Below are 22550 nucleotides of genomic sequence, written 5' to 3' on the forward strand. Positions count from 1 at the left end.
GGCGCGTTTTGCGTTTGCAGGGAAAGATCCCCCGAGTGTGCCAGGTCCGGCGCGGCAGAATTGTCACGACTCCATGCTGAGTTGAATCTGCCCGGGTTTTGCCCTGTCAATTCCGAGTGTTTCACCTAGGAATGCGAGCAATACGCATTTCAGGAGAATTGACTTATGCGCTTTCCCGTTCTGACTGTGGCGGCGACCGCCGCCGCCGTTTCCCTCTTGTCCGCCGACCCCGCCGAAGCCCGGCGCGGTGGAGGATCCTCCAGCCAGAAGATGCTCTTTGTTGCCGACACCGAGATCGTGATCGACGGCAAGCCGCATACGCTGTGCCATCTGGTCGAGGACAGCGGCGTGCTGTTCGTGCCGCTGTTTCGCACGTTGGAGGGCTATGCCCTGGCCGAGAACCGTTGCGACACGGACAGCTATTACGCGATGGAACCCGCCGATATTGCCGATGCCAAGGCGCAGGGGCTGATCCCTGCCGACGTGCCGGACGAGCCGGTTCTGTCGCTGGCCCAGAAGGCGTCCGGCTTCTGGGGCTGGGCCATCATCCTGGGCTTTATCGGTTTCGCGGGCATGGGGGCGTTGAAGACCCGCAAGCGGCGGGCGGAGCGGCAGGGGCTGATGGGGGACATCCCGCCCTCGGCCATGGCGATCCTGGATGCGATGTGCCACGCGGCCAAGGCGGATGGGCATATTGCCGATGAGGAAGTGCGCGAGATCGCCGAGATTGCCGAGCGCATGACCGGGCAGCGGTTTGACCCCGCAGATGTGCGCCGCATGGCGGACCTGGCCGAGGCTGACCCGTCGGACAAGGACGTGAAACGCCTGACCGCCAAGCTGATGCCCGACGAGCAGGGGCTGTTGATGAAGGCGGTTCTGACCGTGGTGGCCTCGGACGGGCAACTGGCGGGCAAGGAACAGGCGTTGGTCGGCAAGCTGGCCGGGGCGATGAAGATGAGCGGCGAGCAGGTCAGCGCGCTTTTGGCCGAGGTTGTCGGCGCGCAGCAGCAGCCGCAGGGCTGAGTTTGGTTCAGTAACGAGTACGGCGCGCCCTCGGAGACGGGGGCGCGTTTTGTGTTTTTGGGGGGAGGTGTCGCGGCTGCGCCTATTCCCGCAGTTCCGCCTCAAGGAACCGTTCGAAATCGTCCAGGTTCACCGGTTCGAACTGCCCGAACCCCTGCATCCAGACAGACGCCTCGCGCAGGGCGTCGGGCTCCAGCTTGCACCATTTCACCCGGCCGCGTTTCTCCTGGCTGATCAGCCCGGCCCGGGTGAGGATGGTCAGGTGTTTGGAGATCGCCGCCAGCGACATCTCGAACGGATGGGCCACGTCGGTGACCGCCATGTCGTCTTCGAGCAGCATGGTCAGGATTGACCGGCGGGTCGGGTCGCCAAGGGCGGCAAAGACGAGGTCGAGGCGGTTTTCCATGGGCTTAGACCTACGGGGGCGGAAAGTTATCGTCAACCAAACGGTTGAATAAGCCAAATTGGGCCTATTTCGGCGGGGCCGGCTGCTCCGGGCGGGCGTGGGTCGCAGGGTGGTTTGGAAAATCGCATGTTTTCAGGAAGTTGCGCGCCTCGCCGTTAGCGCCAAACCCCGTTGACTCACAGCCTCCGGACCCTTAGCAAGGCCGCAACTGTCACCGGGGTGAATTCCCATGTCCAACGAGCCCGATCCCGAGCGCCTGAAAGCGCTTGATGAGAAGCTGAAAAAGCTGAAGGGCGAGGACGAGGGGAAGGACAACGGCGGCGCCGACCTGAACCAGGCGAACTTTGCCTGGCAGATGGTCATCGAGCTTGTGTCCGGTCTGGCGATCGGATTTGGCATCGGATTTGGGATCGACGCCGTCCTTGGCACGAAACCGATCTTCATGGTGCTGTTCATATTGCTGGGGTTCGCAGCGGGCGTGAAGGTCATGCTCGGGACGGCGGCCCAGATGCAGGAAAAACAGGGTGGCGAACAGCCGTCCGACAAGGAAGAGGGATAAAGACGTGGCTGAACAGAGCGCAAAACAGGGCGGTGGTCTGGCTAAGATCGTTTTCTTCGCGGTGCTGGCCGTGGTCGTGATCTCGGGCGCAATCTTTGCACCTGAGCATGCGGGCCTGGCGATCCACCCGATGGACCAGTTCGTCGTGGCGCCGCTGTTCGCGGATCACCTGGGCGCCTTCACCATCACCAACCAGACCCTGTGGCTGGCGCTGACCGTCATCGCCATCGTGCTGCTGTTGGTGGTGGGCTCGCGTGGCCGTGCGATCATCCCCTCGCGCAGCCAGTCGATTGCCGAACTGGCCTATGGTTTCATCTACAAGATGGTCGAGGACGTGGCCGGCAAGGACGCCGTCAAATACTTCCCGGGCATCATGACCCTGTTCATGTTCATCGTGACCGCCAACTTCCTGGGCCTCATTCCGATGAGCTTTACCTCGACCAGCCACATCGCGGTGACCGCGATCCTGGCCGGTATCGTCTTCTTCTTCGTCACGATCCTGGGCTTCGTGAAGAACGGCGCCGGTTTCCTGGGCCTGTTCTGGGTCTCGGCCGCGCCGCTTCCGCTGCGCCCGATCCTGGCGGTGATCGAGCTGATCTCGTACTTCGTGCGCCCGGTCAGCCACTCCATTCGTCTGGCTGGCAACGTCATGGCCGGCCACGCAGTTATCAAGGTGTTCGCCGGTTTCGCCGGGGCCCTGGGCCTGTTCGGCTTCTTCCCGATCTTCGCCATCGCGGCGGTCTACGCTCTGGAAGTGCTGGTGGCCTTCATCCAGGCCTATGTGTTCACCATCCTCACCTGCGTGTACCTGAAAGACGCTCTGCACCCGTCGCACTAAGCGGCGGCTGCAGCCCGCAAACAACCCCTAATTCAAGCATTCCAACGTAAGGAGAAACGAAAATGGAAGGCAATATCGCTCAAATGGGTCAATTCATCGGTGCTGGTCTGGCTGCTATCGGTTCGGGTGCCGCCGCCATCGGTGTGGGCCACGTTGCCGGTAACTTCCTGGCCGGTGCTCTGCGCAACCCGTCGGCCGCTGCCGGTCAGACCGCGACCCTGTTCATCGGCATCGCGTTCGCGGAAGCCCTGGGCATCTTCTCGTTCCTGGTCGCCCTGCTGCTGATGTTCGCCGTCTAATCCGACGAACCATCCTTACGAGAGGGCAGGTCGCGCCAATCGGCCTGCCCACTGTAAATCCGGTTCCAGGAGATTAAGACATGGCAAACACGACGCATGACACCGGTCACGCGGAAGCCGCAGGCGGCATGCCGCAGCTGGACCCGGCGGCGTTCGGGACCCAGATCTTCTGGCTCGTCGTCACCCTGGTGGTGATCTACTTCGTGCTGACCAAGATCGCGCTGCCGCGCATCGAGGCGGTTCTGGCGGAACGCCAGTCCACCATCACGAATGACATCGCCGCGGCCGAAGAGCTGAAGCAGAAGGCCATCGAGGCCGAAGACGCCTACAACCAGGCTCTGGCCGACGCCCGCGCCAAGGCGAATGAAATCGTCGCCGAAGCCAAGGCCGAGATCCAGGCCGACGTGGACGCTGCGGCTGCCAAGGCCGATGCCGAAATCGCCGCCAAGGCCGCTGAATCGGAAGCCGCAATCGCGGAAATCCGTGAAGGGGCCGTGGAAAGCGTGAAGGCGGTTGCCAAGGACGCGACCAAGGAAATCGTTGCGGCCCTGGGTGGCAAGGCGGATGCCAAGGCCATCACCGCGGCCATCAACGCGCGCATGAAAGGGTAAGGACATGAAGAAGCTTCTGACCCCCGCCCTGATCCTTGCCGCGTCTCCGGCGCTGGCCGCTGATGGCCCGTTCCTGAGCCTGGGCAACACCAACTTCGTGGTGCTGCTGGCCTTCCTGCTGTTCGTCAGCTTCCTGGCCTTCATGGGTGTGCCGAAACTGCTGGGTGGCCAGCTGGACAAGCGTGCCGAAGGCATCAAGTCCGAGCTGGACGAAGCCCGTGCCCTGCGTGAAGAGGCCCAGACCGTTCTGGCCTCGTATGAGCGCAAGCAGAAGGAAGTGGCCGATCAGGCCGAGCGCATCGTCGCTCACGCCAAGGAAGAGGCCGCCACGGCCGCGGAGCTGGCCAAGGAAGAGCTGAAAGCCTCGATCGCGCGCCGTCTGGCCGCGGCTCAGGACCAGATCGCCTCGGCTGAAGCTGCTGCCGTCAAGGAAGTGCGTGACACCGCCGCACAGGTTGCCGTGGGCGCCGCCCGCGACATCATCGCCAAACAGATGACCGCCACCGAAGGCAACAAGCTGATCGACGCGGCCATCAAGGACGTGGAGGCGAAGCTGCATTAAGCGGTTTGCGCCAGCCAAGTCTGACAGTGAGGAAACCCGGGTCCGCGTGACCCGGGTTTTTTCTTGTGCCGGCCCTGGTCACGGAAACCTATCCTGGCTTGCTCGTGAGTGTTGAAATATTCGACTAAATGAATATAAGAAAAGCCACATAAGCGACAGGAGACCCCAATGAACGCTCAACGTGCCACCATGTCCTTTGCCGGGCTTTTCGTGATGCTCAGCCTGGCTCTGGCCCATCTGACCGGACAGATCGACATGTCCAACCTCAGCTGGCTCTGGTTCACTGCCTTTGTCGGGTTGAACCTGTTCCAATCCGGTCTGACCGGCTTTTGCCCGCTGACCAGGATCCTGGTGCGCCTGGGCCTGCGCCCTGCGTAAGGCTTACTTTGCCCGCTCGTGGTCCAGCCGCTGGCGGGCGATTTCCTCGTTACGTTCGGCGCGACGCTGATCCTCGTAGGCTTCGCAGACCTGGTCGAGGTGCCTTTCGATCGCCGCCCGCGCCCGGACCGGATCGCGCGCCTGGATTGCCGCGTTGATCTTGCGGTGCTGGTCCAGCAGGTCGGCCTTGGTCACCTTCTGGCTGAACATGACCTGGCGGTTGTAGAACACCCCCTCGCGCAAGAGGTCATACATCGAGCGCATCATGTGCAGCATCAGCACGTTGTGGCTGGCTTCGATGATGGCAGTGTGGAAATCGGCATCCAGCTCGCGACCCATGCCGTCGCCCGCCGCTTCCATCTTGTGGTAAAGCTCGTCGATAACCTGCAGGTCGGTGTCCGTGCCGTATTTCGCCGCGCGCTCGGCGGCCAGACCTTCCATGTCGCGGCGGAAGGACAGGTAATCGGTCACCGCCTCGTCATGGCGTGAAAAAAGGCGGATCAGCGAGCTGGAAAAGGCCGAACCCAGCACGTCCGCCACATAGATCCCAGCCCCTGCCTTTGCGGTCAAAAGCCCCTGTTCCTGAAGGTCCGCGATGGCCTCGCGCAGGGACGGGCGCGAGACGCCCAGTTTCTCGGCCAGGTCCCGTTCCGAGGGCAGACGCTCACCGGGTCGAAGGATGCCGCGCAGGATCAGAAGCTCGATCTGGCGCACCACGGCGGCGCTGAGTTTCTCGGACTGGATTTTCTGAAATGGCATCGTGACCTCGTGCTCAATTGGTCAAAGAATATGACCGCTCCGGCAGGGTCGCAACCTAAAGCGTCACGATCCCTCCCAAATCAGCGAAAATCGTGACGCTGTACGTCCTTTCAATGTGGTGCACGTTCCGGCGGAACCGCGTGAGACAGGTTTCCAGCGGAACGTATGAAAAAGGCCGGGCACATGGCCCGGCCTTGGAACATTGATCTTACAGGTCGGATCAGGCGTTGGGGCGAATGATGATTTCGACCCGGCGGTTCTGCTGACGCCCTTCGGGGGTCAGGTTGGTGGCGACCGGGCGATCCTCGCCCATGCCGATGGTCACGACCCGGTGCGAGGACACGCCATTGTCGAACAGCACCGCAGCCACGGAGGCGGCGCGGCGGCGCGACAGCGACACGTTGTAGGAAGCGTCGCCCTCGTCATCCGTGTGGCCGATCACCTCGACGGTGGAGTTCGGATAGTCCTGCAGGTTGCGGGCCAGGGCGGCCAGGTCGCCGCGCGACAGGTTCGAGACCACGGCGCTGTCGGTGGCGAACAGGATGTCGTTGGGCAGGGTCACGATCAGCTCGGACCCGGTGTTGACGATCGAGACGTCGTCATTGCCGATTGCGGCGCGCAGGTCGTCGGCCTGACGGTCGAGCTCTTGGCCAATCAGCCCGCCCACGGCGGCACCGACGGCCGCGCCGATAACGGCCTTGCCCGCCCGGTTGTTCGAGGAGCTGGCCCCGATCAGCCCGCCGATGACCGCGCCGGTGGCGGCACCGGTCTGGGTGCGCGGGCCGAGGTTCTCGAGCCCGCTCTGACAGCCCGCCAGGGCCAGGGTCGCGGCGGCGCCCAGCATAAGAGTGGATTTCATGCGCATGATACTGCCTCTTCAAACGTTTGCGTCGGTTGTCGCTTACATGAAAGGGTGTTGATATCGAATAACAAGGGGGAAAATGCGCGGCAAACCGCCTGTTTTGTTGGGGAAGGGGTGGTGGGATCCGGCCGCGGGTCAAGCGGCTCCGATGGCCTCTTCGTCATCCAGTCGCGCGGCCTCCCAGGCCAGGATCGCACGTTTGACCGGCTGGCCCCAGTGATAACCACCCATCTCGCCCGACTTGCGCAGGGCACGGTGGCAGGGGATCAGGAAGCTCACGGGGTTGCGCCCCACCGCATTGCCCACTGCGCGTGAGGCCTTGGGGTTGCCAACCGCCTGGGCGATCTCGGAATAGGTGGTGACATGGCCGGTGGGAATGGTCAGCAGCGCCTCCCAGACCTTGATCTGGAACGGAGCGCCCATCAGGTGTAGCGCCGCTTCGCCCTTCTGGTCGAATACCGCGTCGACCATCGGGCGCATCGCCATAGGATCCTCGACGAAGTCGGCGCGCGGCCAGCGGGCCAGCATGTCGCCCATCGCCGCCTCCGCCCCAGTCTCCCCGGCGAAACCCAGCCCGCAGATGCCCCGGTCCGTGGCCATGGTGATCGCCGGGCCGAAGGGGCTGTCGAACCAGCCCCAGTGGATCGTCACGCCGTCGCCCTGGCGTGCATAGTCGCCGGGGCTCATCGCCTCCCAGGTAAGAAACAGGTCGTGAAGCCGCCCCGACCCGGACAGGCCCACCGCGTGCGCGGTGTCGAGCGTGGTGAAATGGTCTCGCAACAGGCTCTTGGCGTGACCCAGGGCCAGGTATTGCTGATAGCGCTTGGGTGAGACGCCGACCCAGCGCGAAAACACGCGCTGGAAATGCGCGGGCGACATGTTCATGCGCCCGGCCAGCGCGTCCAGCGACAAGGGCGTGCCCTCGGCCCGGTCGATCTCGTCAATCGCGCGGCGAATGACCTGGTAGTGATATTGCTGCTCGGACCCGTCCATGGCGCCCTCCTTTCCCTATCCAATCTGGGGCAGGGGGCTGGGAAAATCGACCCGTTTCCTGCGCGTTTAGCCCGCAGCGCGCAGAAGTTCGGGCAGGGCGGCAGGGGCATGGCGGCCAAGAACGGCCATAACCTCGTGTTTCTTCAGACACAGGCGCGCGGCTTGGCGGTGGCCCTGGCGCACTTCGGGGCGGGTAAGTACGGAGTGAGGCACCTGGCGCTGCAGGTCCAGCTCGACATTCTCGCCCAGGAACAGGCTTTCGACCCAGAGCCCGTTGGCCATGATCACCTCGTGCCGTTCCAACAGGACATGGGTAAAGACGAAGTCGCGGGTGGGCCAGAATTTGCGAAAGAGCCCGCCATCCTCCAGATGGGCGACCGCAGACAGGGCCTCATCCGTGCCGGTGTGCAATTCGACCGCATGGCCTGTTAGCAGCACACGGTGCTGGGCAGAGAGCTGCATCGGGTGAGTGGGGCAATCGGGGCCCAGGGCGCCCGCCTCGATCAGGAAGGGTTGCAGGCTGTCGTCCGCCTGCGCCTCGGCGGCTGGCACGCGAAACCGCCCAACCCAGAGCACCGGCTGCGCCCCGCTGTCGCGGGTGATCAGCCGGTCACCGCGGGCCAGCCAATCGACCGGTACCTCGCCTTCTGTTGTCATCAGGTGGGTGCCGGGGCCGAAACAGGGCACGGAGTAATGCGTGCCGATATTGGGCGCGTTGTAGTAATCCACATCGTCCGACCAGACCACCGGCATGTCGACACCGGTCGGAAGTGGTCCGCTGGATAGGTAGCCCACGTGAACCCCGCCCACCTCGATCCGTTGCAGGGTGACGATGGAGCCATCAGGAAGCTGGATATCCGCATAGGCTGCGACATAGACGTCGCCCGACGCAATCAGGGTTCCATCCGGGCTGTAGATCGCCCCGGATTGGTTTGTGTCATCGCCGGTACCGGGCCAGGCGGAGTCCCCGTCCAGATAGGGATCGTCATCGGTGATCACCAACTGGATGCGGTCGGCGGTGTAGTCATAACTGCCGTCCAGCGTGAAGCCGCCGGTCATTGGATCATACGCCAAGGCATTGGAGCTGTAGCCCCAGATTTCATATTGCGCCATTTGGGCCCCCGGTTGGTCGCCCGGACACTCTGGCAGACAAGGGTTAATTCCGGGTTTCCCACGCTTGCCCCCTTGCTCCAAAGCAGGCATATCGGAGCCATGGCCAAGCAAATGGACTATCAGACGATCCACGAGATCTTTCGCCGTTTCCACGCGGCAGAGCCAGAGCCCAAGGGGGAGTTGAACCACACCAACGCTTATACGTTGGTGGTGGCGGTTGCCCTGTCGGCGCAGGCAACGGATGTTGGTGTGAACAAGGCAACGGAAGAACTGTTCAAGCAGGTGGACACGCCGCAGAAGATGCTCGACCTGGGCGAAGAGGGGTTGATCGAGCATATCAAGACCATCGGGCTTTACCGCCAGAAGGCCAAGAATGTGATGAAGACCGCCCGCATTCTGGTCGAGGAGTATGGCGGCGAGGTGCCCTCGTCCCGCGCGGCCCTGCAAAGCCTACCGGGTGTCGGGCGCAAGACTGCCAATGTGGTTCTGAACATGTGGTGGAAAGTGCCCGCCCAGGCGGTAGACACGCACATTTTTCGCGTTGGCAACCGCACGGGGATTTGCCCCGGCAAGGATGTCGACGCCGTCGAACGCGCGATCGAGGACAATATCCCGGCCGAATTTCAACAGCACGCCCATCACTGGCTGATCCTGCACGGACGCTATGTGTGCAAGGCGCGCAAACCCGTCTGCGGCAACTGCCTGATCCGCGACATCTGCCCCTATGAGGACAAACAACTATGACCAAGACCTACAAGGTTGTCGGCATCGGCAACGCCATCGTCGACGTGTTGACCACCGCCGACGATACCTTCCTCGAGCTGATGGGGATCGAGAAGGGCATCATGCAGCTTGTCGAAAAGGACCGGGCCGAAGTGCTTTATGGTGCGATGGAGAACCGCAAGCAGGCCGCTGGCGGGTCCGTGGCGAACACGCTGGCGGGCATCGGCAATCTTGGTCTGAAGACCGGTTTCGTGGGTCGCGTGCATGACGACGCGCTGGGCCATTTCTATGCCGATGCGATGGAGATGGATGGCACCCGTTTCGTCAATCCGCCGGTGCCGGGCGGCGAGCTTCCGACCTCGCGCTCGATGATCTTCGTGTCGCCCGACGGCGAACGCTCGATGAACACTTATCTGGGCATCTCGGCGGAACTGGGCCCTGAGGACGTGGACCCGGCGGTTGCGGCGGAGGCGGAGATCGTCTTCCTCGAGGGGTACCTGTTCGACAAGGACAAGGGCAAGGAGGCCTTCATCGCCATGGCCCGCGCCTGTCGCGCGGCGGGGGGCAAGGCGGGCATCGCCATTTCCGACCCGTTCTGCGTGGAACGCCACCGCACCGATTTCCTGATGCTAATCGAGCACGAACTGGACTACGTGATCGGCAACGAGGATGAGATCAAATCGCTGTTCGAGACCGACGACTGGGAAGAGGCCCTGGCCAAGACCTCTGCGATCTGCCCGCTGGTGGTCTGCACCCGCTCCGGTGCGGGGGCGACGATCATCCAGAACGGCGCGCGCGTGGATGTGCCGGTGGAGGCGATCACCCCGGTGGACGCCACAGGCGCGGGCGACGGGTTCGCGGCGGGCTTCCTCTATGGCCTCGCCACAGGTGCCGATATCCGCAGCTGCGGCGAAATGGGCTGTGCGGTGGCCAGCGAAGTCATCCGCCACATGGGGCCGCGCGCCGACCGGAACCTGCTGGCGTTGCTGCGCGATAAGGGTCTGGTGTAAGCCAGCTCACTTGAAAAAGAATTTAGCGCCACATCCGGGTCAATTTAGAAGCTCATTTGCGTATACAATGTTCCCGGCGCGTTCGGTGAAGCGAAGAAAGCAGGCACCGTCAGCGGGTTTTCTGAGCTTCCCCCTGAGCTGTTCCTTGAGATCAGCGGGCACTTTCGCAGGGTCGCAGTCAGGCAGTTCGTAAACCCGCCACCCTCGGTCCAACATGCATTGCGCGTAGAACTCATTTCGGAGCCCTCGGTTGGCGTCATACGAGTAGGTATTCCCACCATAGGTCTGCCCACCTGTCGTGCGGCATTGGACCGAGTATCCAGTGTCGTAGCAGCTAGTAGAAACCGGAGTTGTGTACCTAGGTGTCGTAGCAATCCTGGTTGCTGTCGGCACTGCCCTGGCTGCGGCGAGTTCACACTGGAAGTCAGCTTGGTGTGCGTCGGAGACATCCGCCCTGGAGTTAAAAAGATAGTAGCTTGTTGTTGGGACGCAGGCGCAAAGGGTCGTGTAAATACCGGCAACAAAAGCACTGCGCAATTTCATTGATCTCTCCTTCGGCGCATTTAAGCGCGCTGCCGTTTAGTGGTGCTTATTTCTGGATGCACACTCCACACGCAATTGAAACTGGTCAACTGTCTGTTGCAGTCAAATGGTCGCACTTCTTACCGTGCCCCTTCAGGCTCACGAAGTGAGCCACCGACAGCGGGCCGAGGCGTGAGCCGAGGCCCCCGTTCCCCCGGTACAGGGCCTATTCGGTATCCACGACCTCAAACCCGTGGGTCACTTCGGCGGCGGCGGCCATCATCTGCGAGGCTGAGCAATACTTGTCCACCGACAGGTCGATGGCGCGGGCGACCTTGGCCTCGGAGATGCCGCGCCCCTTCACGGTGAACTGCAGGTGGATCTTGGTAAAGACCTTGGGATCGGACTCGGCGCGCACCGCGTCCACCGCCACGTCGACATCCTCGATGCGCTGGCGGCCCTTTTCCAGGATCGAGACCACGTCATAGGCCGAACAGCCCGCCGTGCCGATCAGCAGAAGCTCCATCGGGCTCGGCCCCGGGGTGCCGCCCTCGCCATGGCTGGTGCCCAGGACGATCGAATGGCCGGTGCCGGAGGTGCCCAGAAAGGTGCGCCCCTCGGCCCACTTCACGCGTGCTTTCATGTCATGTCTCCGCAGATCAGAGGTGGTGCCGGGCGCTCATTCGCCCAGCTTGGCGTGCACTTCGTCCAGGTCGATCTCCCCCACCGGCATCTTGTTCGACGGGTCGTGGAAATCATATTTGAACAGGTCGAAGTCGCGCTTGTAGATCTCATAGACCAGGTGCATCGACAAGTCGTCGAAATAGTCCTCGACCGGGTGGGCACGCTTGGGCCCGTGGCCTTCGCTTTCGTTGAAACGCGGGATTGCGGAGAGGTCGACCGCGTGCGGCGTCTCGATCGCGTCCAGCACCGACTGCATGCCGTCGTTGAACTGTTCGGTCCAGAAGATGTTGTCATAGGTGCCGCCGTTCAGGATGAAGGTCGACACATGGCCGGACATGGCGGACCAGTGGATGTCCGGGTCCATCGGGCGGCGCCACCGGATGGTGTCGCGGGCAAACAGAAGGAAGCGGCGGAAGCTCTTGATCTGGTCGAAGTCGAACTCGTCTTCGGGGCTGCCGACCTCGATCCCATATTTCTGGATCAACAGCGGCACCAGGTTGCCGCGATAGCGGCGGCCATTGCGTTGAATGCCGCAGATCTTGTCGAAGAAAGACGACAGGATGCGCGTGTAAGGGTTGCGCACGCAGGTGAAGGCATAGCTCTTGTGGCCGGTCACATTGGCCTCGATCAAAGGCTGGCTGTGCTCCTGCGACCACTTGTGCAGACGGTCCTTGCTGTCGTGAATGTCACCGTCGAAGAACTCGCCATGATCGGAATAGAACATGATCTGGCCAATGGACGAGCAGGCGCATTTCGGCACCACGCGATAGACCACGCTTTCGCTTTCCGTCATCCAGGTTCCTGGAAAACCCATACTCGAACGCCTCCTTTTGCACCCGTTATAGGCTTGTTCACACGCCTCCGGGTTAATGTGGGTGAAAAAACCAAAAAAACGGTGTTTATTCAATGGTTCTTCACGTTATCTATGGCAACAATGCCGCGTAACTGAGGTTTTGGTTTCCAAAATGGCAAAAATCGCCTTCATTCTGCTGTGTCACAAGGACCCGGACGGGATCATCAATCAGGCCACGCGCCTGACGGCGGTGGGCGACTATATCTCGATTCACTTCGATGCCCGCGCCAAGCCCGAACATTACGAGAAGATTCAGGCCGCGCTTAAGGACAATCCCAACGTCGCCTTCGCCCAGAAACGCATCAAATGCGGCTGGGGGGCGTGGAGCCTGGTTCAGGCGACCCTGTACGCTGTCGAAGCGGCGGTCGAGGCCTTCCCGCGCGCCACCCATTTCTACATGGTCTCGGGCGATTGCATGGCGATCAAATCGGCCGAATACGCCCATGATTTTCTGGACGCCGAAGACGTCGATTACATCGAGAGCTTCGATTATTTCGAAAGCGACTGGATCAAGACCGGCATGAAGGAAGAGCGGCTGATCTACCGCCATTTCTTCAATGAACGCAGCCAGCCGCGGCGATTCTATGCCAGCTACAACCTGCAGAAACGCCTGGGGTTCACGCGCAAGATCCCGGCGGATTTGCAGATCATGATCGGCAGCCAATGGTGGTGCCTGCGTAGGCGCACCATCGAATGGATCCTGAACATGACGCGGGAGCGCAAGGACGTGATGCGCTTCTTCCGCACCACCTGGATCCCGGATGAGACCTTTTTTCAGACCCTGGTGCGCCACCTGGTGCCGGAGGCGGAAATCCGCACCCGCACCCTGACCTTCCTGATGTTCACCGACTACGGCATGCCGGTGACATTCTACAATGATCACTATGACTTGCTGCTGAGCCAGGACTTCCTGTTCGCCCGCAAGATCAGCCCGGAAGCCAAGGAGCTGAAGGCGCGGTTGGGTGACCTTTACGCCGCCGAGGGTGTGGACTTCCAGATCTCGAACGAAGGGCGCTCGCTGTTCAAGTTCCTGACCGGACGGGGACGGATCGGGCGGCGATTTGCGCCGCGCTTCTGGGAGGTGGAAAGCAGCCTGGGCCGTGAACGCGAATTGTTGATCGTCGTGGCCAAGAAATGGCACGTGGGCAAGCGGCTGGCGGATCGGGTCAAGCAGGTGATGAACCTGCCGGTGATCGAATACCTGTTTGACGAGGAAGGCACTCCGCTGCCGGATCTGGGCGGCATTCAGGGCAGCCTGGAGAAACGCACCCGCCACCGCCGCGCTCTGGTGCGCATGCTGTTTGATTATTACGAGACCGACCGGCTGCTGATCTGCATGGACCCGGACAACATGGACCTGATGCAGGACTTCTTTTCCGACCGCTCGATGACCCGACTGTTGGAGGTCGAAAGCGAGTTCAGCGAGGACTACCTGCTGGGTCACGCGAAACGCATCGGCCTGGCGGGCGAGCGCACGCCGCAGGATGCGATCGACCGGCTGTTGCCCGCGATCCGCCGCGATGTGCGGTTCGAAAGCGACCGCATCCGTGATGCGGGGTTCGAGGAGTATTACCGCATGCGCGAGGCGGACGGGCCGGACGAAAACGCCCAGCCCCTTGCGAAATTCCTGTCGATCCCCGAAGAAAGGGCGCGCGAGATCGCCGCGACCGACTATCTGTTTGCTGACTGACCTGCTGACCGGGGGATCCCATGGCCTATACCTATGACGACCAGAACATCTTTGCGAAGATCCTGCGGGGCGAGATCCCCAATGACACGGTCTATGAGGATGAGTTTGCCCTGGCCTTTCGCGACATCCAGCCCCAGGCGCCCCAGCATGTGCTGGTGATCCCCAAGGGACCTTATGTGAATTATGACCATTTCGCCGCCGAGGCCTCGGACGCCGAGGTGGTCGGCTTTACCCGCGCCATCGGCAAGGTTTGCGCCGCCATGGGCGTGGAGCCCGGCGCGGGCGGCATGGGCTATCGCATGATCGCCAATTCGGGCGAGGCGGGCGTGCAGGAAGTGCAGCATCTGCATGTGCACATCGCCTCGGGGCGTGTGCTGGGGCGCATGTTGAAGCGTTTCGACTGAGGCGGCGTTTCCTGGTGGAGCGCGCTTGCGCGCACGCTTGATGTCTCGCCAGGCGGTGGCCTGGCTCGGGATTGGCGCGCGTGGTTGGCGTTTCATGTCGGTTCGACGGCGTGCCGGTTGAGAGGGTGCTTTTCTTGCTGAGAAGCGCTTGAGGGGCAGGGCTGCCCCTCAAGGCGCCATGCCCATGGTTGGGCGATTCCCTGTCGCCTCAAGGACAAGTCGCGCGTTTGCGCGGGGCCTTCGGCCTCCTTGACCCGACAGGGAATCACCTTGCGGGCGCATCGCGCGCTGGTATCATGGCGCGACAGATTTGCACGCGCGTTGGCGCGGTCACAAAGAGGATAAGACATGAGCCAGGACGCACCCGAAACCAAGGTGGTGGACAGCTACAAGATTGCCTGTGACGGCGGCGAAGGCGCGCTGGGTCACCCACGGGTCTGGCTGCAGATCCCGGCGGAACAGGGCTGGGTCGAATGCCCTTATTGCGACGCCAAATACGTGCACAAGGACGCGGCTGACACAGTGATGTCCGGGGCTGCCTGAGGCGGAAACCGCCCACAGATGATGCGAACAGGGGAGGGCGGGGCATGAGCTTCGGCAAAGGATGTCATTTGCACTTGGTCGACGGCTCGGCCTTCATTTTCCGCGCCTATCACGCGCTGCCGCCGCTGACACGCAAGTCGGACGGGTTGCCGATCGGGGCCGTGGCGGGTTTTTGCAACATGCTCTTCAAATTCGTCGAGGATGCGAAGGGCGATGATGCGCCGACCCATGTCGCGGTGGTGTTTGATTACTCCGGCCATACGTTTCGAAACGAGATGTACCCGGACTACAAGGCGAACCGCCCGCCCGCGCCCGAGGATCTGGTGCCGCAGTTTCCCCTGACCCGCGACGCCACCCGCGCCTTCAATATCGCCTGTATCGAGGTCGAAGGCTTCGAAGCCGATGACATCATCGCCACGCTGGCCCGTCAGGCCGATGCGGCTGGGGGACGGGTGTCGATCATCTCGTCCGACAAGGACCTGATGCAGTTGGTCGGTGGAGGGGTCGAGATGATCGACCCGATGAAGAACAAGCGCATCGGCGTCGAGGGGGTCGAAGAGAAGTTCGGCGTCGGACCCGACCGCGTCGTCGATGTGCAGGCGCTGGCGGGCGACAGTGTGGACAACGTGCCCGGCGCGCCGGGGATCGGCATCAAGACCGCGGCTCTGCTGATCAACGAATATGGCGACCTTGAGACCCTGTTGGCCCGTGCAGAAGAGATCAAGCAGCCCAAGCGCCGCCAGACCCTGATCGAGAAGGCCGATCAGATCCGCATCAGCCGCGACCTGGTCAAGCTGGTCGATGACATGGAGCTGGATTTCGGCCTGGACAGCCTGGAGCTGAAGGATCCGGAGCCGTCGGTCCTGCTGCCCTTCCTCGCGGATATGGAGTTTCGCACGCTCACCAACCGGGTGGCGGGCAAGCTGGGCATGGAGGCGCCGGAAATCCGCGATGTCACGCCGGAGCCGGACGAACCCGAACAAGCCCCCATCGACCCGGAGAAATACGAATGGGTGAAGGAGGCGGAGGCTCTGCACGCCTGGGTCACCCGCATTCGCGAACGCGGCTATGTGGCCGTGGATACGGAGACCACGGGGCTGGACGAAATGCAGGCGGACCTCGTGGGGATTTCCCTGTCCGTGGAGCCGGAAGAGGCCTGTTATATCCCGCTCATCCACCGTGAAAGCGCGACGGATGACCTGTTTGGCGGCGATGCCCTGGCCGAGGGGCAGATGGCCACCGACGAGGCGCTGGCGATCCTGAGGCCGGTGCTGGAGGACGGCGCGATCCTCAAGATCGGTCAGAACATGAAATACGACGCGAAGATCTTCGCGCGCTATGGGGTCCGCGTCGCGCCGATCGACGACACCATGCTCATGTCCTACGCGATGAATGCGGGCGTGCACAATCATGGCATGGATGCGCTGAGCGAACGGTATCTGAACCACAAGCCGATCTCGATCAAGACACTGCTGGGCACCGGCAAAAGCGCGATTACCTTCGACAAGGTGCCGATTGCCGAGGCCGTGAAATACGCCGCCGAGGACGCGGGTATCACCCTGCGCCTGTGGCAGCTGTTCAAGCCGAAACTGCATGCAGCCCAGGTCACGCGGGTCTATGAGACACTGGAACGTCCGCTGGTCCCGGTGCTGGCCGAGATGGAGATGCACGGCATCCAGGTCGACCGCGATACGCTGAGCCGCATGTCCAATGCCTTTGCCCAGAAGATGGCGGGCTATGAGGCCGAACTGCACGAGATCGCAGGGCGCGAGTTCAACGTGCAAAGCCCCGCGCAGGTGGGGGAAATCCTGTTCGGCGAGATGGAGTTGGAGGGCGGCAAGCGCACCAAGACCGGGCAATGGTCGACCCCGGCGGATGTGCTGGAGGACCTGGCGGCCGAACACGATTTCGCCGCGCGGGTGCTGGATTACCGCCAGTTGCAGAAATTGAAATCGACCTACACGGACGCGTTGCAGACCCATATCCATCCCGAGACCGGGCGCGTGCATACGTCTTATGCGCAGACCGGGGCGAATACTGGTCGGCTCGCCTCGACCGATCCGAACCTGCAGAACATCCCGGTGCGCACCGAGGAAGGTCGGCGTATCCGCGAGGCTTTCGTGGCGCCCGAGGGCAAGAAGCTGATCAGCCTCGACTACAGCCAGATCGAGCTGCGCATCCTGGCGCAGATGGCGGGGATCGAAGCCCTGAAGGATGCGTTCCGGGCGGGGCATGACATTCACGCGATGACCGCGTCCGAGATGTTCGACGTGCCGCTGGATGAGATGACGCCGGACATTCGCCGCCAGGCCAAGGCGATCAACTTCGGTGTGATCTATGGTATCTCGGGCTTCGGCCTTGCGCGCAACCTGCGCATTCCGCGGGCCGAGGCGCAGGGGTTCATCGACCGCTATTTCGAACGTTTCCCGGGCATTCGCCGCTACATGGACGAGACCGTCGGCTTCGCCAAGGAACATGGTCGTGTCGAGACCCTGTTCGGCCGTAGGATCCACACGCCCGAGATCAACGCCAAGGGCCCCCATGCGGGCTTTGCCAAACGCGCGGCGATCAATGCGCCGATCCAGGGCACGGCGGCGGATGTGATCCGCCGGGCGATGATCCGCATGCCGGATGCCATTCGCGACCTGCCCGCCAAGATGCTGTTGCAGGTGCATGACGAATTGATCTTCGAGGTGGATGAGGACGCCATTGACGACACCATCGAGACCGTGCGCGCGGTGATGGAGGGGGCGGCGGAGCCCGTGGTCAAGCTCGACCTGCCGCTGGTGGTGGATGCCGGGCAGGGGGACAATTGGGCCGAGGCGCATTGATCCTGCGGGCGTTTCTGGTGGCGCTGGCCCTGGCCTTTCCGGTCAAGGTCTTCGCGGAAGCGCCGCGCGTCCTGGTGATCGGCGACAGCCTGTTGGCCTGGCATTCGGTGTCGGGCACCTCAGTCGCTGACCGGCTGGAGAAATTGCTGGGCGCCGAGGTCAAGGACCGGTCGGTCGGGGGCGCGCGCATGCTCTACAAGCTGCCGGTCACCGGCGCACTGGGACTGTCGATCCCGAAACAGTTCCGCAAGGTTGACCGCGATGCGGGCTGGGATTGGATCGTGGTCAACGGCGGCGGCAATGACCTGTGGTTCGGCTGCGGCTGCCAGAAATGCGACCGCAAGCTGGGCAAGCTGATATCGGAAGACGGGCGGCGGGGCGCGATCCCGAAACTGGTCGATCGACTGCAGGCCGGTGGGGCCAGGGTGCTCTGGATCGGCTATCTGCGCAGCCCCGGCGTGGACAGCCCGATCGACAGTTGCCGGGACGAGGGCGATATCCTGGAAGCGCGCATCGACCGGTTGGCCGACGCCGAAGAGGGCATGGTCTTCCTGTCCATCGCCGACATGGTGCCCGAGGGCGACCGCAGCTATCACGGCGTCGACATGATCCATCCCTCGCGCAAGGCCAGCCTGGAGATCGCCCGGCGCATTGCCAGGGTGATCGGCGTCGAGTAGGCCTTAACGCAGTACCTCGACCACATGCAGGACCCTGCCTCGGCCCTGCCTTACGCGAAGCTGGAACCGGCCCCCCTCCATCACCTGCGCGGCAAGATAGGCCGGGGTGCCGACATTCATGCGCGTGTAGCACAGGGTGCCGTTGCAACTGGTGCTGGCATGGCCGGATCGGCCGCCCACGAACAGCAGTTGGGCGGGCTCATCCTGATGCATCGGGCGATCCGCCCAGGCGCATTCCCCGGCGCGCGGGGCACGGCGTTCGGCGTCGACGCGGGCCTGGGTGAACTCGATGCGGACATAGTCGCGACCGATCAGAGCCTGCATATCTCCGCCCCCCTGACAAATCAAAAGAGAGCTTGGCCCGGCATTGGCACGTTCCACGGCGAAGCCCAGAACGATCAGGATGGCAAGAAGGATGGGTTTTAACCAGGTCATTGGGCACCTCCTGAGCGGGACATGAAAAGGGATCGGTGTGCTTTCGGCCAGAAAGTCAGCACCGGCGTTGATATGCCATAGCGCGGTGTGCAGCGGGTCTTTGGAGCTGAGTGACACCGGCCGTTATGGCCTATCAGGTGCCTCATGGGCCGCATAAAAGGCCGCCAGGGACTTGTCCTTCTCGGGCCGGAAGGCCGGGCCTTCGGCCATGTCGCGGATGCGATCGATGCGGAACATGCGGAAATCATTGCGCAACTCGCACCAAGCGGCCAGGGTCCAGACCTTGCCCCAGAAGAGAAGCCCCAGAGGGCGCACCACGCGGGTGCTGGCCGCGCCTTCTGCATCTTCGTAATCGAGCGTCACGGTTACGCGGGTATCGGTCGCTGCCTCCAACCGGTCGATCAGGGTGCGTTCCGCATCGGTCAGGGACCAGTTTCCCTGCGCGTGGATCTCGACCCGCTCGGCGCCCTGCGCGAGCCCCGGCGGCAGCACCGCCTGGATCTTGCCCAGCGCCTCCTCGGCGGCCAGCGCCATGGAGGCGCCGCCCCAGCTGCGCACCATGCGCGCCCCCGCGACCAGGGCCATGACCTCGTCGCGGGTAAACATCAGCGGCGGCATGTCATAGCCCTCGCGCATGATATAGCCGACGCCCGCCTCGCCCTCGATCGGCACGCCGGAGCCGATCAGGTCGGCCACGTCGCGATAGATCGTGCGCGGGCTGACCTCGAGCTTCTCAGACAGCGCCTGCGCTGTGGTCAGCCGACCGCCCCTGAGCAGTTGCACGAGGCGAAAGAGACGGTCGGCCCTACGCATCAGGCGGCCCTGTTGGGCTCGAACAGGCCCAGCGAGTTGCCATCGGGATCGATCGCATAGATGAACCGTCCCGGCGGGATTTCGATGGCGTCGGACAGGACCGTACCCCCGGCGGCGGTGCAGCGTTCGGCGGCCTCTTCGACCTTGTCGGGCACGACGATATGCACGGTCGGCCCATTGCCGCCCGAGGCCGGTTTACCCGGATAGAGATGCCCGCCGCCGGTGTTCATGTCACCGGCCAGCCAGGCCATCGGGTTCGGGCCCGAGGTGTCGATTGTCAGGGTCCATTTGAACACGGCGTTGTAGAACTCCACGGCCTTATCCATATCGGAAACGGGAATTTCATTCCAGCAAACAGCGGTTTGAGGGGCTTGGTCGGACATATTGTACTCTCCATCATCAAGGTTGATGAGGCAAAGATCGCACAGGGCTCCTGACAGCTATCTGTCAGGAGTGTTTGCGGGAGAGGAAATTGGCGCGATCCCGCACGGCCGTGTTGCGGTCGGCGGCCAGCGCAGGGAGGAGTTCTGCCAGAAGTGCAGGACAATCCCCCGCGATCAGCCGGTCGGCAGCGAGCTTGCGCAGCCCCGGCAGGCGGTCGGTGGCGCAGTTGCGGATCAGGGCGGCGCGGTCTGGCGGCGCGGGCACTGGGCGGCTGTCGAAGACCGAGAACTCCCGTGTCTCTCCCATTGATTTGTCGACCCACTCCCAGCTTCGCCCGACCCACCAGCGCGCCTTGCCCTCCAACAGGCAACGCGCCGCATGTTCGCGGACTTGCGGGTGGCGGGCGTCACGAGCCAGCGTTGGCAGGTCGCGGTCCAGCAGATCGGTCTTCAGCGCCTGTTTGAACATGCGCGGCAGGGGGCCGGTGTGACCGGCCATGAGCGCATCGCGCAGCGCCTCCAACCCGCGCCCCTGTTGCAGCAGGCGGGGCAGAGCCCGGCCCGTATCCGCGCCACGTGCCCAGGAGGGCATGCGTAGGGTCATCAAGGGCAGGGCCGCGCGCAGGTCTTCGGGTGGGATCTGTGGCAGGCAGCGTGTCAGGCAGGCCTCGGCGGCTTCGCGGACCGGTGCGGCCCAGTCGTTAAGACGCCACAGGAGCAGGCCGAGGAAGAAGCCACCTGGAGGGAGGTGCGACGTGCGCTCAAGTGCGCGTTGGCGAATGCGTCCATCGATGTAGCCGAAGAACAGGGGAGCAACAGATGGCCACTTGAACAGGGTGGTTTCAGGCGTGAGCAGCAATAGGCGCTTGGGATGTAGGGGCTGTTGGCGTTGGGCGTAGGACCAAAGCTCTCGGATTTCACGTTCCGCGTTCGGTGCCAGGTTGGGAGGCAACGGCGCAAGGAGCTCAATGGTACGATTCAGCGTACCGCGTTGGGTGATACTCACTCGGGACAGGCTTGCCGCGTCATAGATCGACTTCTGCACTTCCACGGGGAGGAGGGATCCTTTGCGCCAGGGCAGCAGAGAGGCGTGGCGCTTCATTCCAACCCGTCCGTCAACCAGATCAGCCCGGCGTCGGTCTGCGCGGTTGGGTGGTACTCGCCGGAGACGAACCCCTTGTATCCCTCGGCGTCCAGCTGCCGGAACCAGGCCGGGTAGTCGATTTCGCCCTGAATGGGTTCATTGCGCCCCGGGTAGCCGCCGACCTGGATGTGGCGCACCAGGTGTTTGTGGGCTTCCCATTGGCCCAACATGTCGCCGGTGATCATTTGGGCGTGGTAGGCGTCGAATTGCAGGCCGAGGTTGGGGGCGTCGACCTCGGCAATGATTTCGGCGGCCTGGTCGAAGCCGTGCAGGAAATAGTCCGGCATGTCCGTGTGGTTGATCGGCTCGATGGTCAGGCTTTGCTCGGGCGCCTGTTCACAGGCCCATTTCAGGTTGTCGATGAAGGTCTTGCGCGCGACCAGCCCCTTAGCCTTGCCCGCCATGATATGCAGGTGATTGGCGCGCAGGGCTTGGGCGAAGCGCAGTGCGCGTTTGAAATCGTGGCGAAACCGGTCGCTGCCGCCGGGCAGGGCGGCGAAACCGCGCTCGCCGCCGGTCCAGTTTGGTGGCGGGGTGTTGATCAGCACCATGGTCAGCCCGTTCATGGTCAGGCGTCGGGTGATCTCGCTGGCCGCGTCGTCATAGGGGAAAAGCACCTCGACCGCGGTGAACCCGGCCTCGGCCGCCGCCTGGAAGCGGTCCAGGAAGGGCAGTTCGCGAAAGAGAAAGCTGAGATTGGCGGCGAAACGGGGCATGGGTTCTCCTTGTCATCGCGGAGGATAGACGGGCTGCGGATGTGGAGCAATGGCGAGGGCAAAAACGAGGCAAATGCTGGAAAAGTGGAATCTCTAGGCGCATAGACGAGCAAAAAAGCCAAGAAATGTTCGAATTCTCCCCGTCCCAGTTCAGCCCTCCAGCGCCTCGGAAGGCGCCAGCGGGAAGAATATCCCGCCCGACCAGAGGCCAAACTGCCCGTCGAAATTAACTGCGTGATCGACAAGGCGATAGAAACTCTTGCGGTCCAGCCGTGCCTCGAGATTGCGGCGGATGGTGACATAGGGTACCTCTCCCTCCAGCCGCAGCGGGTGGTCCGCGTCGATCCGCGCCACGTCGCCCAGGTTGGTGGTGACCTGCACTTCCTGCACGCGGCCCATGCCGGTCATATCCACGTCCACGCCGACAAAAGGCGCGTCCTCGACCGAAATCTGCCATTTCTCGACCGGGGTGACCAGGAAATGGGCGTCCCCTTCGCGTTTCAGGATCGAGGCGAAGAGCTTGACCAGCCCTTCGCGCCGGATTTCGCCACCCTCGTGGATCCAGCGCCCGTCGCGGGTGATGACCATGTTCATGACGCCCGACAGCGGGGGGGTCCACAGGTGCACGGGCGGCAATCCCTTGGGCGCGGCCTGTTCCGCCGCCCCTGCCAAACCTTCAAGTTTCGGCGTTTTTTCACCGGATTGCGCTTTTGTCATTT

At 62.9% G+C, this 22550-nt stretch carries 27 protein-coding genes; 14 read left to right on the forward strand and 13 right to left on the reverse strand.

The features are described from left to right. Positions 1 to 165: 165 nt before the first annotated feature. A complete protein-coding gene (locus ACO07D_RS12450) occupies positions 166 to 1023 on the forward strand; it encodes a TerB family tellurite resistance protein (protein ID WP_421703268.1) in 858 nt (285 codons plus the stop codon). An 82-nt stretch (positions 1024 to 1105) separates the two neighbouring features. Here the strand turns inward: ACO07D_RS12450 and ACO07D_RS12455 are convergent, their stop codons facing one another. Continuing rightward, a complete protein-coding gene (locus tag ACO07D_RS12455) occupies positions 1106 to 1429 on the reverse strand; it encodes an ArsR/SmtB family transcription factor (protein WP_421703269.1) in 324 nt (107 codons plus the stop codon). Positions 1430 to 1658: 229 nt separating this feature from the next. Here ACO07D_RS12455 and ACO07D_RS12460 point away from each other — a divergent pair, with 229 nt between their 5' ends. The 6 genes from ACO07D_RS12460 (at position 1659) to ACO07D_RS12485 (ending at position 4676) form a co-directional block, all read left to right on the forward strand. Continuing rightward, complete coding sequence (locus tag ACO07D_RS12460) at positions 1659 to 1988, forward strand: AtpZ/AtpI family protein (RefSeq protein ID WP_421703270.1); 330 nt, start codon at positions 1659 to 1661, stop codon at positions 1986 to 1988. Positions 1989 to 2025: 37 nt separating this feature from the next. Continuing rightward, positions 2026 to 2826: a F0F1 ATP synthase subunit A gene (locus ACO07D_RS12465; RefSeq protein ID WP_421705027.1), complete on the forward strand. Its 801-nt coding sequence runs from the start codon at positions 2026 to 2028 to the stop codon at positions 2824 to 2826. A 62-nt stretch (positions 2827 to 2888) separates the two neighbouring features. Then, on the forward strand, positions 2889 to 3125 hold the full coding sequence (locus ACO07D_RS12470; RefSeq protein WP_093973261.1) for a F0F1 ATP synthase subunit C: 237 nt from the start codon (positions 2889 to 2891) through the stop codon (positions 3123 to 3125). A gap of 80 nt (positions 3126 to 3205) precedes the next feature. Continuing rightward, complete coding sequence (locus ACO07D_RS12475) at positions 3206 to 3736, forward strand: F0F1 ATP synthase subunit B' (RefSeq protein WP_421703271.1); 531 nt, start codon at positions 3206 to 3208, stop codon at positions 3734 to 3736. 4 nt (positions 3737 to 3740) lie between these two features. Further along, entirely contained in the window at positions 3741 to 4298 is a 558-nt protein-coding gene (locus ACO07D_RS12480) for a F0F1 ATP synthase subunit B (protein ID WP_421703272.1), read from the forward strand. A gap of 168 nt (positions 4299 to 4466) precedes the next feature. Further along, positions 4467 to 4676, forward strand: a complete 210-nt coding sequence (locus tag ACO07D_RS12485) for a YgaP family membrane protein (protein ID WP_421703273.1) — start codon at positions 4467 to 4469, stop codon at positions 4674 to 4676. Positions 4677 to 4679: 3 nt separating this feature from the next. Here ACO07D_RS12485 and ACO07D_RS12490 read toward each other — a convergent pair whose 3' ends face one another. The 4 genes from ACO07D_RS12490 to ACO07D_RS12505 form a co-directional block, all read right to left on the reverse strand. Continuing rightward, positions 4680 to 5435, reverse strand: coding sequence for a FadR/GntR family transcriptional regulator (locus ACO07D_RS12490; protein ID WP_421703274.1), 756 nt, complete (start codon positions 5433 to 5435; stop codon positions 4680 to 4682). Between the two features lie 220 nt (positions 5436 to 5655). Continuing rightward, entirely contained in the window at positions 5656 to 6300 is a 645-nt protein-coding gene (locus tag ACO07D_RS12495; protein ID WP_421703275.1) for an OmpA family protein, read from the reverse strand. A gap of 132 nt (positions 6301 to 6432) precedes the next feature. Continuing rightward, on the reverse strand, positions 6433 to 7290 hold the full coding sequence (locus tag ACO07D_RS12500) for a methylated-DNA--[protein]-cysteine S-methyltransferase (protein WP_421703276.1): 858 nt from the start codon (positions 7288 to 7290) through the stop codon (positions 6433 to 6435). Positions 7291 to 7356: 66 nt separating this feature from the next. Continuing rightward, on the reverse strand, positions 7357 to 8403 hold the full coding sequence (locus ACO07D_RS12505; RefSeq protein ID WP_421703277.1) for a Hint domain-containing protein: 1047 nt from the start codon (positions 8401 to 8403) through the stop codon (positions 7357 to 7359). Positions 8404 to 8502: 99 nt separating this feature from the next. On the opposite strand from ACO07D_RS12505, the gene nth reads away from it, so the two are divergent. Next, the gene (nth, locus tag ACO07D_RS12510; protein ID WP_421703278.1) at positions 8503 to 9147 is read left to right on the forward strand and encodes an endonuclease III; all 645 of its coding nucleotides are present in this window, start codon (positions 8503 to 8505) and stop codon (positions 9145 to 9147) included. Beyond that, a complete protein-coding gene (locus ACO07D_RS12515; RefSeq protein ID WP_421703279.1) occupies positions 9144 to 10136 on the forward strand; it encodes an adenosine kinase in 993 nt (330 codons plus the stop codon). The genes nth and ACO07D_RS12515 overlap by 4 nt, the downstream gene beginning before the upstream one ends. A 748-nt stretch (positions 10137 to 10884) precedes the next feature. Here ACO07D_RS12515 and ACO07D_RS12520 read toward each other — a convergent pair. Further along, positions 10885 to 11301, reverse strand: a complete 417-nt coding sequence (locus tag ACO07D_RS12520) for an OsmC family protein (RefSeq protein ID WP_421703280.1) — start codon at positions 11299 to 11301, stop codon at positions 10885 to 10887. A gap of 36 nt (positions 11302 to 11337) precedes the next feature. Beyond that, a complete protein-coding gene (locus tag ACO07D_RS12525) occupies positions 11338 to 12156 on the reverse strand; it encodes a sulfotransferase family protein (protein WP_421703281.1) in 819 nt (272 codons plus the stop codon). 151 nt (positions 12157 to 12307) lie between these two features. Between ACO07D_RS12525 and ACO07D_RS12530 the strand changes: the two genes are divergently transcribed. From ACO07D_RS12530 to ACO07D_RS12550, 5 genes are all read left to right on the forward strand, one after another. After that, positions 12308 to 13885 (forward strand): DUF5928 domain-containing protein, encoded by a 1578-nt coding sequence (locus tag ACO07D_RS12530; protein ID WP_421703282.1) that lies wholly within the window; start codon positions 12308 to 12310, stop codon positions 13883 to 13885. Between the two features lie 20 nt (positions 13886 to 13905). Continuing rightward, on the forward strand, positions 13906 to 14289 hold the full coding sequence (locus ACO07D_RS12535; protein ID WP_421703283.1) for an HIT domain-containing protein: 384 nt from the start codon (positions 13906 to 13908) through the stop codon (positions 14287 to 14289). Positions 14290 to 14637: 348 nt separating this feature from the next. Continuing rightward, positions 14638 to 14832 (forward strand): zinc-finger domain-containing protein, encoded by a 195-nt coding sequence (locus tag ACO07D_RS12540; RefSeq protein ID WP_421703284.1) that lies wholly within the window; start codon positions 14638 to 14640, stop codon positions 14830 to 14832. 44 nt (positions 14833 to 14876) lie between these two features. Further along, entirely contained in the window at positions 14877 to 17663 is a 2787-nt protein-coding gene (polA, locus tag ACO07D_RS12545) for a DNA polymerase I (RefSeq protein WP_421703285.1), read from the forward strand. Further along, positions 17645 to 18340, forward strand: coding sequence for an SGNH/GDSL hydrolase family protein (locus tag ACO07D_RS12550; protein ID WP_421703286.1), 696 nt, complete (start codon positions 17645 to 17647; stop codon positions 18338 to 18340). Before polA ends, ACO07D_RS12550 begins: the two co-directional genes overlap by 19 nt. 3 nt (positions 18341 to 18343) lie before the next feature. Here the strand turns inward: ACO07D_RS12550 and ACO07D_RS12555 are convergent, their stop codons facing one another. The 6 genes from ACO07D_RS12555 to ACO07D_RS12580 form a co-directional block, all read right to left on the reverse strand. Next, positions 18344 to 18775, reverse strand: a complete 432-nt coding sequence (locus ACO07D_RS12555) for a hypothetical protein (protein ID WP_421703287.1) — start codon at positions 18773 to 18775, stop codon at positions 18344 to 18346. Positions 18776 to 18898: 123 nt separating this feature from the next. Further along, on the reverse strand, positions 18899 to 19588 hold the full coding sequence (locus tag ACO07D_RS12560; RefSeq protein ID WP_421703288.1) for a helix-turn-helix transcriptional regulator: 690 nt from the start codon (positions 19586 to 19588) through the stop codon (positions 18899 to 18901). Then, positions 19588 to 19971: a VOC family protein gene (locus tag ACO07D_RS12565; RefSeq protein WP_421703289.1), complete on the reverse strand. Its 384-nt coding sequence runs from the start codon at positions 19969 to 19971 to the stop codon at positions 19588 to 19590. Before ACO07D_RS12565 ends, ACO07D_RS12560 begins: the two co-directional genes overlap by 1 nt. Before the next feature lie 64 nt (positions 19972 to 20035). Then, positions 20036 to 21073 carry a hypothetical protein gene (locus tag ACO07D_RS12570; protein ID WP_421703290.1) on the reverse strand — a complete coding sequence of 346 codons (1038 nt, stop codon included), beginning with the start codon at positions 21071 to 21073 and terminating at the stop codon, positions 20036 to 20038. Then, positions 21070 to 21831, reverse strand: a complete 762-nt coding sequence (locus ACO07D_RS12575; RefSeq protein ID WP_421703291.1) for a hydroxypyruvate isomerase family protein — start codon at positions 21829 to 21831, stop codon at positions 21070 to 21072. Before ACO07D_RS12575 ends, ACO07D_RS12570 begins: the two co-directional genes overlap by 4 nt. A gap of 150 nt (positions 21832 to 21981) precedes the next feature. After that, the gene (locus tag ACO07D_RS12580; protein WP_421703292.1) at positions 21982 to 22548 is read right to left on the reverse strand and encodes a DUF1285 domain-containing protein; all 567 of its coding nucleotides are present in this window, start codon (positions 22546 to 22548) and stop codon (positions 21982 to 21984) included. Positions 22549 to 22550 lie beyond the last annotated feature (2 nt).

Origin of the sequence: Aliiroseovarius sp., from assembly GCF_965228805.1 — a bacterium.
Classification (GTDB): Bacteria; Pseudomonadota; Alphaproteobacteria; order Rhodobacterales; family Rhodobacteraceae; genus JASBTN01.